Origin of the sequence: Paenibacillus pasadenensis (assembly GCF_002864175.1) — a bacterium.
Lineage (GTDB): Bacteria > Bacillota > Bacilli > Paenibacillales > Paenibacillaceae > Paenibacillus_O > Paenibacillus_O pasadenensis.
The window spans coordinates 3,250,585-3,264,916 of sequence record NZ_NFEZ01000004.1; the positions used below are offsets into that span (position 1 = coordinate 3,250,585).

Annotated in this window: 14 protein-coding genes; 1 reads left to right on the top strand and 13 read right to left on the bottom strand. The window is 64.8% G+C overall.

All coding sequences use genetic code 11. The features are described from left to right. Positions 1 to 11 precede the first annotated feature (11 nt). The 5 genes from B8V81_RS23715 to B8V81_RS23735 all read right to left on the bottom strand — a co-directional run bounded on the left by B8V81_RS23715 (position 12) and on the right by B8V81_RS23735 (position 6,050). Complete coding sequence (locus B8V81_RS23715; RefSeq protein WP_028596969.1) at positions 12 to 1,094, bottom strand: efflux RND transporter periplasmic adaptor subunit; 1,083 nt, start codon at positions 1,092 to 1,094, stop codon at positions 12 to 14. Next, positions 1,060 to 1,962 (bottom strand): ABC transporter ATP-binding protein, encoded by a 903-nt coding sequence (locus B8V81_RS23720; protein WP_101809319.1) that lies wholly within the window; start codon positions 1,960 to 1,962, stop codon positions 1,060 to 1,062. The genes B8V81_RS23715 and B8V81_RS23720 overlap by 35 nt, the downstream gene beginning before the upstream one ends. A gap of 1,499 nt (positions 1,963 to 3,461) precedes the next feature. Beyond that, positions 3,462 to 4,448 carry a Gfo/Idh/MocA family protein gene (locus B8V81_RS23725; protein ID WP_028596971.1) on the bottom strand — a complete coding sequence of 329 codons (987 nt, stop codon included), beginning with the start codon at positions 4,446 to 4,448 and terminating at the stop codon, positions 3,462 to 3,464. Positions 4,449 to 4,685: 237 nt separating this feature from the next. Further along, entirely contained in the window at positions 4,686 to 5,180 is a 495-nt protein-coding gene (locus B8V81_RS23730; protein WP_028596972.1) for a glutathione peroxidase, read from the bottom strand. Positions 5,181 to 5,240: 60 nt separating this feature from the next. Continuing rightward, positions 5,241 to 6,050 (bottom strand): alpha/beta hydrolase, encoded by an 810-nt coding sequence (locus B8V81_RS23735; protein ID WP_028596973.1) that lies wholly within the window; start codon positions 6,048 to 6,050, stop codon positions 5,241 to 5,243. 160 nt (positions 6,051 to 6,210) lie between these two features. Between B8V81_RS23735 and B8V81_RS23740 the strand changes: the two genes are divergently transcribed. Then, positions 6,211 to 7,206 carry a glycosyltransferase gene (locus B8V81_RS23740; protein WP_028596974.1) on the top strand — a complete coding sequence of 332 codons (996 nt, stop codon included), beginning with the start codon at positions 6,211 to 6,213 and terminating at the stop codon, positions 7,204 to 7,206. A gap of 36 nt (positions 7,207 to 7,242) precedes the next feature. Here B8V81_RS23740 and B8V81_RS23745 read toward each other — a convergent pair whose 3' ends face one another. The 8 genes from B8V81_RS23745 to B8V81_RS23780 all read right to left on the bottom strand — a co-directional run bounded on the left by B8V81_RS23745 (position 7,243) and on the right by B8V81_RS23780 (position 14,231). Beyond that, on the bottom strand, positions 7,243 to 8,139 hold the full coding sequence (locus B8V81_RS23745; protein ID WP_244912807.1) for an ABC transporter permease: 897 nt from the start codon (positions 8,137 to 8,139) through the stop codon (positions 7,243 to 7,245). Further along, positions 8,129 to 8,929 (bottom strand): ABC transporter permease, encoded by an 801-nt coding sequence (locus tag B8V81_RS23750; RefSeq protein ID WP_228551559.1) that lies wholly within the window; start codon positions 8,927 to 8,929, stop codon positions 8,129 to 8,131. Before B8V81_RS23750 ends, B8V81_RS23745 begins: the two co-directional genes overlap by 11 nt. After that, positions 8,926 to 9,954, bottom strand: coding sequence for an ABC transporter ATP-binding protein (locus tag B8V81_RS23755; protein WP_101809491.1), 1,029 nt, complete (start codon positions 9,952 to 9,954; stop codon positions 8,926 to 8,928). Before B8V81_RS23755 ends, B8V81_RS23750 begins: the two co-directional genes overlap by 4 nt. A 306-nt stretch (positions 9,955 to 10,260) precedes the next feature. Further along, complete coding sequence (locus B8V81_RS23760; protein ID WP_101809320.1) at positions 10,261 to 10,752, bottom strand: tetratricopeptide repeat protein; 492 nt, start codon at positions 10,750 to 10,752, stop codon at positions 10,261 to 10,263. 84 nt (positions 10,753 to 10,836) lie between these two features. Beyond that, positions 10,837 to 12,183, bottom strand: coding sequence for a stalk domain-containing protein (locus B8V81_RS23765; protein ID WP_052332849.1), 1,347 nt, complete (start codon positions 12,181 to 12,183; stop codon positions 10,837 to 10,839). A gap of 95 nt (positions 12,184 to 12,278) precedes the next feature. Further along, entirely contained in the window at positions 12,279 to 12,773 is a 495-nt protein-coding gene (locus B8V81_RS23770) for a GNAT family N-acetyltransferase (protein WP_425320501.1), read from the bottom strand. Next, positions 12,760 to 13,380 carry a hypothetical protein gene (locus tag B8V81_RS23775; RefSeq protein WP_101809322.1) on the bottom strand — a complete coding sequence of 207 codons (621 nt, stop codon included), beginning with the start codon at positions 13,378 to 13,380 and terminating at the stop codon, positions 12,760 to 12,762. Before B8V81_RS23775 ends, B8V81_RS23770 begins: the two co-directional genes overlap by 14 nt. After that, the gene (locus tag B8V81_RS23780) at positions 13,377 to 14,231 is read right to left on the bottom strand and encodes a hypothetical protein (RefSeq protein ID WP_028596980.1); all 855 of its coding nucleotides are present in this window, start codon (positions 14,229 to 14,231) and stop codon (positions 13,377 to 13,379) included. The genes B8V81_RS23775 and B8V81_RS23780 overlap by 4 nt, the downstream gene beginning before the upstream one ends. Positions 14,232 to 14,332: the final 101 nt, after the last annotated feature.

The window sequence follows — 14,332 nt, forward strand, 5'->3', positions numbered from 1 at the left end:
TCAGCAGCACGTTACCTGCCCACCACTTTCATCCCGGGCTCGAGGCCCTTCAGAATCTCGACCGCAGTCGCCGTCTGCTCGCCGACCTCCACGTCCACCTCCCGCTTCGTCTCGCCCTCGACGACCTGCACGTAGGTGCGGGAGCCGATGCTGCGCAGCGTGGACGGCGGGATGACGATGGCGTTCGGCTTGCTTTTGACGACGATGCTGACGGAGAGCATCGTGCCGCGCGCCACGTTCGCCGGCACCTTGTCGAGCTGGATGAGCAGGAAGTCCTCCGGACGCTCCGGCGTGGACGCGCCTCCGTTGCCTCCATTGCCTCCGTTTCCGTTGCCGCCGTTGTCGTCAGGCTGCGCCACCGGCAAAGCGGTGATCTTGCCGCTGACCTCGCCGACGCCGTTGATGTCGACGACAGCCTTCATGCCGACCGTCACCTGCTCCAGCTCGTCGGCGTCGAGCTTGATGCCGGGCACGAGCTGGCCCGTATCGGCGATGACGCAGATCGGATCGTAGGCCTTGATCGCGTCTCCCTTCTGCACCGGCAGCTGCACGACCGTGCCGGCGAACGGCGCGACGAGCGTCGCCTTGCCGATCTCCTCCTCCAGGTCGCCGATCGCCTGGCGCTTCTCCTCGAAGGCGATGACGGCCGCCTCGAAGTCGACCGGCGGCATTTCGTCCTTCTTTCGCAGCGTCTCCTTCATCGCGACTTCGTCCTTGCGGAACTGCAGGCGCTGGTCGCGCAGCTGCTTCTGCATGTCCTCGACGTCGAGCGACGCGATCGGATCGCCTTTCTTCACTTTTTGTCCGGGTTTTATGTACAAGTCCTTGAGCCGTTTTCCATCCAGCGTGTAATAGAGCGTCTCCTCGCGCAGCGAGATCAGCTTGCCGGCGGCCTCGACGCGCGTCTCCAGCGTCTGCGTCGTGACCTCGTACTCCGGCTTCTTGGAAATCTGCGGCGGAGCGATGGTCGGCAGCACCTCTTCCTCCGGCTCGGCCGGCAGCAGCGAGCAGCCGGCGGAGAGCGCCAGCGAGCAGCCCAGCAGCAGAGCGGCGGCACGCTTAGATGAACGTCCCGTCCACCATTTCGTAAACATGATCGGCAACCTCCAAAATCGTAGGATCGTGAGTCGTCATGCAGATCGTGACGCCCTCGGATTGAATCATCGTGCGGAATACGGACATGATCTGCGCCGACATCTGCGTGTCGAGCTCCGCGGTCGGCTCGTCGGCCAGCAGCAGGCGCGGCCGATGGGCGATCGCCTTGGCGATGGCGACCCGCTGCTGCTCGCCGCCGGACATCTCGAACGGGCGGTGCTTCATGCGGCGCTCGAGGCCGACCATCGCGAGGCAATGCTCCACGCGGCCCTTCCACTCGGAGCGGGGCGTTCCGGCCATGCGCAGCGACAGCTCGACGTTCTCGTACGCGGAGAGCAGCGGCATGAGCGCGAACGCTTGGAAGATGAAGCCCATCCGCTCGCGCCGGATGACCGTGCGCTTGTCGTCGCCGAGCTTGTGGATCGGCTCACCGTCGAACCAGATCTCGCCGCTGGACGGCGTATCGAGTCCCCCGATCAGATTGAGCAGCGTCGTCTTGCCGGAGCCCGAGCGGCCCTTGAGCATGACGAGGCGGCGATGCGGCACCTCCATCGTGATGCCCTTGAGCACATGGATGGGACCGCCCGAGGCCGGAAAGCTGCGCTGGACGCCGCTGACCTGAAGCAGCGGCTCGCCGGACGGAACGTCCCGTTCCGCTGCCGCGGCTTCGATGCGGCCGGCGGCAGCGCCCGAATGCGTGCCGCCCTGGAGCTCGGCGGGATCGGCCGGATGCGTGCCGCCCTGGAGCCCGGCGGGATCGGCCGGTCCGACCGCCTCGACAAGCTCGCCTTCGGCGGTCGGTTCCGGCGACAGTTCATCCGGCGGCGCCTGAGCAGGAGAATCTTTTTTCTTCTTTTTCCAGATCATGGTGAATCTCGACCCTCCATTTTCTCATCTTTCTCATTTTTCCTGTAGACGGATGGAAATGGTTAAAGGTTACACCGGAAATTGCCTTTTTCGAAAAAAAACCAAAAAACGCGACAAAAGTCCCGTTTCAGATGCGGCTTCCCGGGCTAAAGCTCCGGACTTGAACGTCCGAATGACGGGGACTCTTCTCGGTCTTCGTGGAGCCCGAAGCCACGAATTCCCTTTTCCGGCACAAGCGGCGGTTCGGAAAGCTCCTCGAGAACGGAGGCATCTTACAGCCGCTTCCATTTGTGTTGTCCGCATCCTTGGAGGGCTAACAATACGGAGAGACGCTATTTCGCCGAAAACCGCCTTTCTGAACTTTTAACGAAACTGACGAGCGCTACGGGGCCTTCAACTCCGAAAAATCGGTGTTGAAGCCTTCAATAGCACTTCTCAGTATCGTTACAATTTTATTTGCGCCTATTTCGGACAAATAACGTTCCTCAGTTTCGTTAGCTCCGCCCACGCCGCCCGGACGTCCGCACCGCTCGCGTCCCGCCTTGCACATCCCGGGCTCCCGCTGCCTGCATCCTCGCCTCCGCAGCCCGCACTCCCCCACGCCGTCCGCACCGCCCGCGTCCCGCTCGCATGCCACCGTTTGCATCCCGCGCTCGCGCCACCCGACCGACGCCGCCCGAGCTCAGCAGCCCGCACACCTCTCCTCGTCTCCACACCCCAGTTGCTCGGTTTTTCCGCACATCTCCCTCGTTTACTCGTCTACGAGTCCCAGTTGCTCGGTTTTACCGCGTATCTCCCCCTGTTCACTCGTCTTCGCACCCGAGCTACTCGGTTTTTCCGCGCATCTCCGTCGTTTCTCCAACTGTCCTCCAGGTAACATGATTTTTTCGACTTCATGCCTCGATCACGCTCCTCCGTTCACCAGCTAGCTTCGCCAATGGCTGGCTGACGAGGCAGTAGGGTCGGCAGCTTGGCAGATCATAGCCTGCTTAGAAGTCGACGCGGGTTGGGCGGACGCGGAGATGGAGCAAAGCCGAGCTAACTTGGCGAGCGCTGGGCACAGTCGAGGCTGTCGTCTCCCAGGCTTTCGGGAGACGGACCGCTCCCCCTAAATAAAGGGGGAGCGGGCGGCGGGCGAAGGGAGCGAAGCGAGACGATGCCTTTCGGAGAAGCGGCAGCGGTCCTCTTGGAAGACGGATGGCCTCCGCATTGGAGGTCAGGGGATCAAGCCATCCGGCTTCCAGTGGAATCGGAGAGAGGCTCGGCTCGCGCAGCGACCTCTTCGTCCCACAGGCTTGGCTCGGCTCGCGCAGCGACCTCTTCGTCCCCTTGGCGGCTTCGTCCTACGCAGTCAGCCCGCACAGCGGCTTGTCCGCCCCCGAACGCCAGTCCCCTTATCCCGGCACACAAAAAAAGGCCGTCCCCGACCGGCGCGCAGCCGGCCTGGAAACAGCCTCCTCCCTCATTCCTTGTACCCTTGAATCATGCCGTCCCTGCCCTTACGCCCGGTCCGCCGGGAACACAAGCCCGATCTGGCGGCGCGCCTCGTCCATGACCTCCATCACGGCGAGCGACAGCTCGAACGTGTTGATGTCCGACTCGGTCCGGCCTTCGGCGATCAGCCGTACGAAAGCCTCAATCTCATACTGCATCGTATTGGCTGCCTGCGGCCGGCTCAAGTCCTCTTCCGGCCCGCCGCGGAGCTGCAGCCGAACGGACGCCGGCTGGCTGATCCGCTCAATGCGCATGACGCCCTGCTCCCCCTGAATCTCGGCCGGCAGCGACGAATCGCTGATCTTGGAGTGCGCGATCAGCGCCTCCATCCCCGGATAGCCGAGCAGCAGGCTGCCGCGGCCGTCGACGCCGGTATCCAGCATGACGGCGCTCGCCTGCACCGTCTGCGGCTTGCCGAACAGCGCTACGAGCGGATACAGGCAGTAGACGCCGATATCCATCAGCGAGCCGTTGGACAGCTCCGGCTTGAAGGCGTTCAGCACCTCGCCCGCCTTGTAGCGGTCATAGCGCGAGGAATACTGGCAGAACGAAGCGAAATACTGCCGCACCTCGCCAAGACGGCCGAGGTTGTCCCGGATCGCGGCGAAGTTCGGCAGGAACGTCGACTTCATCGCCTCGAGCAGCAGCACTCCATGCTCCCTGGAGGCGGCGATCATCTCCCGCAGCTCGCGGCTGTTGGAGGCGATCGGCTTCTCGCACAGCACATGCTTGCCGCGCTTCATGAACAAGACCGCCTGCTCCGCATGCAGCGAGTTCGGGCTGGCGATGTAGACGGCGTCGAGCTCGCGGCTCGCCGCCATCTCCTCGAGATCCGTGAACCGGCACGGGATGCCGTGCTTGTCCGCAAATTCCGCCCCCCGCTCGGCGCTCCGCGAATAATGGGCCGCGAGCTGCAGCCCGTCGACATGCCGAGCCGCGTCGATGAACGTTTCCGTGATGAAGTTGGAGCCGATGATTCCGATACGCAGCATGCTTGTTCCTCCTTGGATCTGGATCGTATCCAGTCTATCACAGAGCGGCCTTGGGCAGATAGAAAAGCCCGCCTCCGGAGTCGGAGACGGGCGGGCGGCGACCGACATCATCGATCGGGCGCCTCTGCGGTCGGGCCGCTTATCGGACGGGCGCATCTGCGATCGAGCCGCTTATCGGACAGGCGCCTCTGCGGTCGAGCCGCTCATCACCTGGCGCCGCTCATCGCCCGGCGCGGCTCACGCCGGAGCGCCGGCTCCGAGCAGCCTTCGGATATGGCTCTCGATCTTCTCCGGCTTGTCGGTCGGCGCGAAGCGCTGCACGACGCGGCCGTCCCGGTCGACGAGGAACTTCGTGAAGTTCCACTTGATCGCCTTCGTGCCGAGAAAGCCCTTGGCCTCGCTCGTCAAGTATTGAAACAGCGGCGACGCGCCGTCGCCGTTCACGTCGACCTTGGCGTACAGCGGAAACGTGACGCCGAAGTTGATGCGGCACGCCTCCTGGATCTGATCGTCGCCGCCGGGTTCCTGATTGGCGAACTGGCCGCACGGAAAGCCGAGCACGGCCAGCCCTTCGTCCTTATACGTCTGATGCAGCTTCTCCAAGCCGTCGAACTGCGGCGCCAGCCCGCATTTGGTCGCCGTATTGACGATCAGCATCACCTTGCCGCGATAGGGCTCCAGCGTCGTCTGCTCCCCGCCGGACTTCTCCACTGGAATCTCATAGATCAACATCGGCATCGCCTCCCAATTAAATCGTTTCTGATTCAATTGTATAAAATTAATTCAATGCCGTCAACGCGACGATCCTCCCCAGCCGAGATCCTCCAGCCAGCTCCGGGAAAGCTCCAGCCAGCCGCCGGCGCGGCGGTCGTCCGCCGCCATGCCGATGCCGTGCCGCCCGCGCTGATACACATGGAGGTCGTAGGAGACGCCGTGCTCCGCCAGCGCCATCGCGAATCGGAGGCTGTTGCGAGAAGAGACGCCTTCATCCTCCGCCGTATGCCACAGGAACGTCGGCGGCGTATCCGGGCCGACCTGCTCGTCCGCGCTCAGCAGCGCCTCCAGCTCCGGATCGGGCCGCTCGCCGAGCAGGTTGCGCCGCGATCCGCCATGCGTCACGTCCGGGCGCATGCTGATGACCGGATAGCAGAGCAGCAGCGCGTCCGGGCGGCAGCCGATCCGCCGGATCGGGTCGTCCGACAGCGGGTCGCCGTCGTTGCTGAGCGTGCCTGCGCTCGCCGCCACATGCCCGCCTGCCGAAAAACCGAGCAGCGCGATCCGCTCCGGATCGACGCCCCACTCCTGCGCGTGCAGCCGTACGAGACGGATCGCCTGCTGGGCGTCCTCCAGCGCGCTCGGATAGGCGTACGGGGCGACGCGATAATGCAGGACGAACGCGTGGAAGCCGCGTTCCTGGTACCAGGCCGCGATCGGGTCGGCCTCATGTCCGGCCCGCATCGCGTAGCCTCCTCCGGGGCAGACGACGACGGCCCCTCTCGCTGCCGTGCCGGCCGCGGGGAAGCGCAGCAGATGCGGCCGATCCTCCTCTTGCGTGCCGAGCGCGCCCGGCGCTCCTTGCGGCCATAGCTCGATTTTTTCCATGATGCATGCTCCTCTCGAGTGCTGATGCGGCGTTTCGTTTCCTTAATGCCTTATACCCTCTTCCTCGCCGCTCTGCCGTTCTCCTCCCTCTTCTCTACCCCATATCGGGCCGGTCGATTATACTAGCAGAAGCATGCCCCACCCGAAGGAGGAATCGACGGTGACGAAAGTCGGTCTCGTCATGAGAAAAATTCAATTCGCGGAGGCCCAGGGCCCCCGCATCTATGCCGAAAGGCTGCAGGCGCTCAGCCGCGAGCTCGGCGTCGAGATCGTGTTCGTCGCGCCGGACCGCCATGTGAGCGGATACGACCAGGCGCCCGGCTACGAGTACGAAAAAGGCGATCTCGTCAACTACGACCTCGTGCTGGAGCAGCTCGACCGGGAGCGGATCGAGCATGTCATCTACACGGTATCCGGGTTCACGTTCCTCAAGATGTTCCGCGACAAGGCGGTGCTGTTCCCGCACAGCTACCCGCATCCCGACCTGACCGGCTACGAGATGATGAAGCCGTTCTACTCGATCGTGGACAAGGCGGTCGTGCATACGGACTATCTGAAAGGCCTGTTCCGCGCCGATTGGGGCGTCACGGACGTGGACGTCATTCCGATCGGCTTCGAGGAGGAGCTCGCCGAGCGCCATTACGACCCGTCGCAGGTGGTCGAGAACCGCATCCTGTGGATCGGGCGCGACGAGCCGAACCGCCGTCCCGACCTGCCGCTCGAGTACGCGCGCCGCAATCCGGACAAGGACGTCGTGATGGCGATGGGCGGCCTCCGCTACCGCGAGAGCATGAAGCGCTACGACATCCCGTCCAACGTGACGCTGAAGTTCGCGCTGTCCAGGGACGAGGTGTTCGAGCTGATGAATTCGGCGAAGGTGTACTGGAGCAGCAGCCGCTTCGACACGTTCTCGATGCCGCTCGCGGAGGCGATGGCGATGGGCAAGCTCGTCGTCAAGCCCGAGCATCCTTGCTACGGGCATATCGCGTCGACGCATACGTTCGCCGGCAGCGAGTCCAACTGGTTCGAGCTGCTGAACATGGCGGCCGCGCATCCGCGCCGGGTGTCCGAGGACAACCGCGACCAGGCGTTCAGCCGCTTCGGCGGACGCGTCATGAAGGCCGGCTACGAGAAATTCTACTCCGGCTGGCTGTAGGCATTCGCTGGCCGCAGCCATTCCGCCGGCTGGACGTCAGCTCCTCATCGCCATCCGGTTGCCCGAGCTGTAGCGCCGCAGGCCCGCATAGAACAGCCCGAGCGACAGCGCCGCCAGCAGCAGCAGCATGCCTGCCGCCGCCAGCATGAACGATCCGTCCCAGCCGCGCAGCAGGCCGATCGGCATGTAGCTGATGAAGCCCGCCGGAACGATCGTGAACAGCAGCAGCCGGCCGAGCCCTTTGAAGATGTCCGCCGGGTAGGTCGTGAACGCGAGGAAGCTGTTGAACAGCTGGAAGGCGATGCCCTCGGCGTTGCCGAAGAAAAACGCCAGCGAGCCGGTCGCGAGCGTGAAGAACAGGAAGAACAGGCCGGACATCAGCAGCGCGAGCAGGAAAGAGGCCAGCCCTGTCCAGCTATGGTCGCCGACGTACGCATAGATCGCCGCGCCGAACAGGAAGTCGCCGATCGCCGTCAGCGACATGCGGCTCGCCAGCACGTTCAGCAGCAGCGGCTTCGGCTGGGTCAGGTAGACGTCCAGCTCCCCGTTCGCCGTCAGATAGGCGATGCGCGTGAAGTTGCCGAGCAGCACGCTCGCCCAGCCGAAGCCGCCTGCGCTGACCGCCCAGAGCAGCATGACGTCCTTCAGCTCCCAGCCGGCGACATCCGGGAAGCGGTCGAAAAAGATGCCCCAGAACAGCAGCCAGATGACGTTGTTCAGGAACATCGTGCCGGCGGTCATGAGGAAGCTCAGGCGGAACTCCATCGCGCCGGCGAGATTCAGCTTCCAGCAGGTGAGCAGGAACGGCAGCGTGCCTCGCCAAAACGTTCCTTTGCGCCGGTCCGCGGCCGCCGCGGAAGCGGCCATGGTCGCGGCCCGGGTCGGCGCGGCCGCCGACGCGGACCGCTCGGCCGGCTTGCGATCAGCCTCCATTGGCATTCAGCCTCCTTATGCCCCGCGAATAGATCCAGGCGCACAGCGCCGCCATGACGGCGATCCAGCCGAGCTGCTGCGCCACGTAGGCGCCCAGCTCCTCCCCGCCGCTGACGGCCGACTTGGCCGGAAAGTACAGCACCGCCTGGAACGGCAGCCAGGCGCATACCTGCTGCAGCCAGTGCGGCATCAGGTCGAGCGGGATGAGCATGCCGCCGACGGTGAACTGCAGCTTTTGCAGGATGAACTCCAGTCCCCGCGTCTCCTCCACCCAAAAGGAGCAGAGCGCGATCGACAGGTTGAGCAGGAACGCCAGCGTGAAGCTGCCGAGCCCGAGCACCGCGATCGAGGACCAGCCGGCTCCGAGCTCCGGCGGGCCGACGAGCATCCAGCCGATGAGGCTGCCGCAGGCCAGATTGACGACGAACCGCAGCGCCGCCTCCCCGAGATAGGACGCGTACTGGTAGCCGGCGTACGAGATCGGCGTCAGCAGGCGGACGGCGATGCCGCCGCTCTTGACCTCCTCCTCGATGCGCGTGCACAGCTGCGGGAACGCCATCGTGAACGCCTCGGTCAGCACGAGGTACCAGATGATGTCCTTGAGCCGAAAGCCGGCGATCTCCGCGCCCTCGCCCTGGCCGCTGTACGCCGCCGACCAGAGCTGCATGAACACGTAGAGGATGAGCAGCAGGAACAGCGAGCGCATGAGGAAGTCCATCCGGTAAGCGGTCTGCTGCTTGAGCGTGATGCGGACGACGGCGGCGTATTTCGCGCCTTTGGCGGCGATCATGGCGCATCCTCCTCTCGCGCGGCCACGCCTTCGTCTCGGCCTCGGGCGAACAGCGTCTTGATGACCTCCTCCATCGGCGGGTCCTCGATCGTCACGTCCGCGATCGCCAGCGTCGACATGAGCCCTTGCAGCACCTGCTCGACGCCGATCTCCGTCAGATCGACCGACAGCCGCAGCTGGCCGGCGTCGGCCGGCAGCCGCCGCGCCCCGGGAGGCAGCGGCAGCGACTCGGCGGGCGGGGACGATTCGGCAAGCCGCACGGCGACCGTCTTGTAGCGGAGGATGTCGCGCTTCAGCCGCTGCACGGAGCCGTCGACCATGATGCCGCCGTGATGGATGACGACCGCCCGCCGGCACAGCCGCTCGATGTCGCCCGCGTCATGGGACGTCAGGAACACCGTCGTCCCCTCCTCCCGGTTCAGCTCCGCGATCAGCTCGCGGATCCGCTCCTTGATCATGGCGTCGAGGCCGATCGTCGGCTCGTCGAGGAACAGCAGGCGCGGCCGGTGCAGGAACGAGCAGGCGATCTCGCAGCGCATCCTTTCGCCCAGCGACAGCCGCCGCACGGCCGTATCGAGGTACGGCCCGAGCTCGAAGCGCTCGATCAGCAAGTCGCGCCGGCGGCGGTAGTCGTCCCGGTCGAGCTCGTAGATGCGGCTCATCAGCTCGAACGTGTCGCTAGGCGGCAGATGGTACCACAGCTGCGACTTCTGCCCGAAGACGGTGCCGATCCGGTAGGCGAGCTGCTTGCGCTCCTTCCAAGGCACATGGCCGAGCACGGTCGCCTCGCCGCCGCTCGGATGCAGGATGCCGGTCAGCATCTTGATCGTCGTCGACTTGCCGGCTCCGTTCGGACCGAGGAAAGCGATCGTCTCCCCCTCCTCGACCGCGAGGTCGATGCCCGACACCGCCTCCTTCTCGCTCCAGCTCGGCGCCCACAGCGAGCGGAGGCTCGCCGCGAATCCCGGCTCCTTGCGCTTGACGCGGAACGTCTTCCGCAGTCCCTTCGTCTCCAATACGTTCATGCTCTCCGCTCCCTTCGTGCTCGTCTGTCCGTGCCGGACCCGCACGCGATGCGGGGCCGCTCCTTTCCCGGCCTCGGCCGGAATCGGCAAAAAGACCTTCGGAAAGCCGGCCGGCACAGGCGTGCAGGCGGAACTTTCCGAAGGTCTTTTATCCCTTACGGTGTACGCGGCCTATGGCGCCGCGCCGGTCTCGCTCGGTTCGGTCGAAGAGGGCCGCATCGGCGCGGCCGCTTCCCGGATCCCTAGAAACCCTTCCGTTTGATGATTCATCTTACACGGAAGGGAAGGTTTGGTAAAGGCTTTTTTTCACCATACCTGATCCAGCTTGTCCGCATAAAAACGGATCGCAGGCGCATAATCCCGCACGCCGGCGGCGGAACTGCTGTCCGCCAGCTCGCGCAGCAGCAGCTCCATCGCGCGGGCGGCCTCGCCTTCGTTGTACAGCGCCATCGCCAGGAACACGCGAAATTCCGCCCGCTCCGGGTACCGCTGCGCCGACGCCTCCAGCAGCTGCCGCGCCTCGGCGTAGCGGCCGAGCGTCCGCAGCGTGCTCCCGAGTCCGAGCCTCGCTCCCGCATCGTCTCCCGGCTCCGCCAGTCCGAGCGAGAGCGCCCGCTCGTAATGCGGCACCGCCTCCCGCTCCAGTCCGAGCGAGTCATGCGTCCAGGCGAGCTGGTACTGCAGCTCGGCGTCCTCCTCGGCATGCTCCGCCAGCGCCTTCAGCAGCCGCAGCGCTTCCTCGCCCTGGCCTTCGCCGCGCAAGCGCGCCGCGGCGCGGATCGTTTCCTCTCGATTCATCTCGGCCTGCCTCCTTCTTCCGATTGACTTAAAATTCCGGTTGACTTAAAAAAGCCCGTCCGACAATGCGGACGGGCTCTGTTGCTATACGCTTGCCGCGGTCTGCTGCAGCAGCGCGGTCAGCTCGGCGTTGCCGAGCTCCTTGGCAAGATCCAGCGGCGTTTTTTCCGTAGACGGATTTTTCTTGTTCGGGTCGGCGCCCTTGGCGAGCAGCAGCTTGACGATGTCCAGCGCCTCGGCGTCGACCGCTTCGTACAGCGCATGGTCCCGCTTCGGATCGGCTCCATGCTGGAGCAGCAGCTCGACGACGCGGGCTTCCGGCTTGTAGGCGATGCCGTCATCCTGGGCGTCGTACAGCATGCCGCTCGCGAGCTCAAGCGGCGTGTAGCTCTCCTTGACGTCGCAGTTGCAGTCGTTCGGATCGGCGCCGTTCTTGAGCAGCAGCTCCATCATGGCGTACGCGCGGCTGCCGTCAGCGCCGACATAGCCGGCAGCGGCGGCGAGCGGCGCAGCGAATTGCTGCTTGCCGTCGGACTTGGCGCTCGCTCCGGCCGCCAGCAGCTCCTTCACGATCTCCAGGCGTCCGGCGTGGATCGCCGTCCAGACGAGGTTGCCGTTCTCCTGCTCGAGGCCGGCGATGTCCGGCTTGGCGGAGAGCAGCAGCCGCAAGAGCTCCAGATCGGACGCCTCGGTCGTTGCCGGATATTCCCCGTCCGCCGTCTCGCGGTAAGGCAACGTCGCCGCTTCGACGAGCGCGATGGCGTCGCCCTCTTCCATCGTGACGATCATGTTGACGTCGGCTCCGTTGTCGAGGAACAGCTTGACGATGTCCTTGTTTTTGGTGAAGACGCTCGTGATGAACGCCTGCTCGCTGAGCGCCGGCTTCCAGCCTGCGGCAAGCATCGCCTTGAGCTTGTCCAGCTTGCCGGCCCAGGCGAAGCTGTTGGCCTTGTCCGCCCAGCGCGCCTGCAGCTCGGCGCCTTGGAGCGGAGCGACCGTCACCTGCTGCTTGGCGGCGTTCCAGCCGACCTTGCTGTCAAGCGCTTCGCCGATGAAGCGAAGCGGCACGAGCGTGCGTCCTTTGAGCACGAGCGAAGGCTGGGACAGCTCGACCTTCTGGCCGTCGACGAGCGCCCAGTTCTGGCCGATCGTATGGACGATCGTCGTGAAGCCCTTCGTCGCGGTGATCTGCTTGCCGCTGACGGACACTTTGGCGCCGAGCCCTTCGAAAATGCCGCGCAGCGGCACGAGCGTCGAGCCGTTCACGATGACCGGCGGCTGATCGTACTTCTGCGTCTTGCCGTTCAGCACGACGCTGATCGCCGGCTTGGCGGCGGCCGCCGCGGCCGAATCGGCCGCGCCGCTTCCGAGACTCGTCGCGATGACGGCCGCAGCGATTGCCGTGGCGGCAAGACCTTTCCAATGGTTCATGATTGGCATTCCCCTGACCTCGATTATGTAAGCTCCACGTATGGAAAACTTCAACTCTATTATCGGAGGTCGGCCTCGCCTTGTCTATCGGAAAATCAACGGGGGCCGGAAGTCCCGGCACCCGCGTCGGAGCGGGGAAGATCCATCGACAGCCGAATCATGTCGACGCACGGAATTCCATTCTCCACGATCGGCTCGTCGTAGTGGCGCACGAAAAAATCGCGGTCGACGCCCGCGATGCGGAAGCCGCAGCGCTGATAGAGCGCCAGCTGGCCGATGCTGGAGTTGCCCGTGCCGACCTCGAGCGTCGCCGCCCCGAGCTCGCGGGCGCGCTCGACCGCATGGAGCACGAGCCGCTTGCCGAGGCCTTGGCCCTGGCGCTCCTCGGCGACCGCCACATTGACGAGCTCCAGCGTCGCCGGCCTCGTCGGCAGCAGCACGTACGCGCCGATCGGCGGTCCGTCGCCATCGGCCAGCAGCCAGCATTCACCGCGCTCCGCGTAGGAAGCGACCATCTCGGCGGACGGGTCGGCGAGCAGCAGCAGCTCCATCGGCAGCGGCTCTTCCGGATTTCGTTTACGAATGATGATCATAGGGTTGGCGCCTCCTTGTCGCCTCCTTGTCGACTCTGTGCCTGCGGACACGGGCTAGACGGAACGGCAGCCGCAGCGCCAGCAGCTCGGCGATGCCGAGCAGGAGGACGCCGCCTCCATACCAGACCCACCACTGCAGCTCCTCTAGATTGAACTGGAACGGATAGAACACCAGCAGGACAAAAGCGAGCAGCGCATAAAACGTCCGCCTGCCTCCGGCCTGATGCTGGATGTCCCTCGCTTTCGCCTTGGATGCCGCCTCGCGCAGCCCTGTGCAGAGCAGCATGATCAGCACGGCGTGAAGCGCCAGCATCAGCTGGCCGTACAGCTGGACCGGCAGCGGCAGCTGCGAGATTCCCTCCGTCGGATTCATGGTATACGGCATGAGCACAGCCGGGAGCGAGACGGCCGCCAGCCCCCAGGCGAGCCGCCCGGCGCGGCGCATCGCGGGAAACTCGCTGCCGAGCCGCAGCGATCCCGACGCCGCCATCATATAGCCGACGAAGTCCGGCAGCCAGTCGATGCCCGCGATCCGCACGTCGAGCAGCACGAGGAGGAGGCCCCAGCCGATGCGGCGAAGCGGCTTTCGCCAGGATACATTCATCGCGAGCTCCCTCCGTTCATGGCCGGATGCGGCTCGCTTCCTTTTCGAAGCTGCTTCACCAGCGCCGTCAAGTCGTTCTCGTCGATGGCCAAGTTCGGAAAAGCAAGCGGCTCCCGCTCCCGGATGATCCGGCCGTCCTCCGTCCGGAACGTCAGCTCCAGGCCCATCTCGTAATAATGGGCTCCGCGAAGGCTGTTCCCGCCGTCAGGCGCGAACGACCAGTCGATCCGGATCGTCTCCCCTTTGGTCAGCGCGACCGGCGGCTGCAGCGACTTAGCCCCGAAGCCGTAAGGCTTCAACCGGATCGAGTCGCCAAGCTCAGCAGGAACGACTTCGATTCTTTCGAGCGTGCAGTCGCAAGCGGCTGCGCCGTTTACGGAACCGTTGTCGGACCCGCCCCCCTTGCCCTTGATGCCTAGAACCGACTCCTCGCGCTTGCGCAGCGTGCCGGCCCGGACCTGCTTTATGGTTCCATTGCGGTAATGTACGGTCAACGTTATCGGCTGCGGCTCCTTGAGCTGTTCATAGGCCTCTTGATCCACTTCCCAACTGGCATAGGCCGTCAGCTGGCGCTGGTAGCGGAAGCCCATCGTCTCTTGCAGCACGATGGCAGCATCGGGCCGCTCGTTCCATTGCACGAATAGGACGGAATTCCGCTCTCGGCGATTTTCCAAGTAAGGGATGTAGAGCTGATTGGTGCCGGGATGGACGAGCTGATCCTGCGTGAAAAAATAAGGCTCTTCCAACAGCTGCGTGCCGCGATAGAGCAGATTCCCGGTCCAGCTCGCCGCGATCAGCACGACCGCCGCCGCTGCCGCCGTCCACGGACGGCGCTTGATCCAGCCTAGCATTGCGCGTCTCCTCCTTCAACCTGCCTATCATAGCATAATCCAGGAGTATTTTGGGAAAGAATGCAAAAAATCCCCGGAACCGTTCGGTCGGCACCGGGGAG

What these genes read in the sequence shown, in the direction of transcription:
- B8V81_RS23765 (WP_052332849.1), bottom strand. Translation starts at nt 12,183, where the DNA reads ATGAACCATTGGAAAGGTCTTGCCGCCACGGCAATCGCTGCGGCCGTC.
- B8V81_RS23715 (WP_028596969.1), bottom strand. Translation starts at nt 1,094, where the DNA reads ATGTTTACGAAATGGTGGACGGGACGTTCATCTAAGCGTGCCGCCGCT.
- B8V81_RS23720 (WP_101809319.1), bottom strand. Translation starts at nt 1,962, where the DNA reads ATGATCTGGAAAAAGAAGAAAAAAGATTCTCCTGCTCAGGCGCCGCCG.
- B8V81_RS23725 (WP_028596971.1), bottom strand. Translation starts at nt 4,448, where the DNA reads ATGCTGCGTATCGGAATCATCGGCTCCAACTTCATCACGGAAACGTTC.
- B8V81_RS23750 (WP_228551559.1), bottom strand. Translation starts at nt 8,929, where the DNA reads ATGATCGCCGCCAAAGGCGCGAAATACGCCGCCGTCGTCCGCATCACG.
- B8V81_RS23755 (WP_101809491.1), bottom strand. Translation starts at nt 9,954, where the DNA reads ATGAACGTATTGGAGACGAAGGGACTGCGGAAGACGTTCCGCGTCAAG.
- B8V81_RS23745 (WP_244912807.1), bottom strand. Translation starts at nt 8,139, where the DNA reads ATGGAGGCTGATCGCAAGCCGGCCGAGCGGTCCGCGTCGGCGGCCGCG.
- B8V81_RS23730 (WP_028596972.1), bottom strand. Translation starts at nt 5,180, where the DNA reads ATGTTGATCTATGAGATTCCAGTGGAGAAGTCCGGCGGGGAGCAGACG.
- B8V81_RS23735 (WP_028596973.1), bottom strand. Translation starts at nt 6,050, where the DNA reads ATGGAAAAAATCGAGCTATGGCCGCAAGGAGCGCCGGGCGCGCTCGGC.
- B8V81_RS23780 (WP_028596980.1), bottom strand. Translation starts at nt 14,231, where the DNA reads ATGCTAGGCTGGATCAAGCGCCGTCCGTGGACGGCGGCAGCGGCGGCG.
- B8V81_RS23775 (WP_101809322.1), bottom strand. Translation starts at nt 13,380, where the DNA reads ATGAATGTATCCTGGCGAAAGCCGCTTCGCCGCATCGGCTGGGGCCTC.
- B8V81_RS23760 (WP_101809320.1), bottom strand. Translation starts at nt 10,752, where the DNA reads ATGAATCGAGAGGAAACGATCCGCGCCGCGGCGCGCTTGCGCGGCGAA.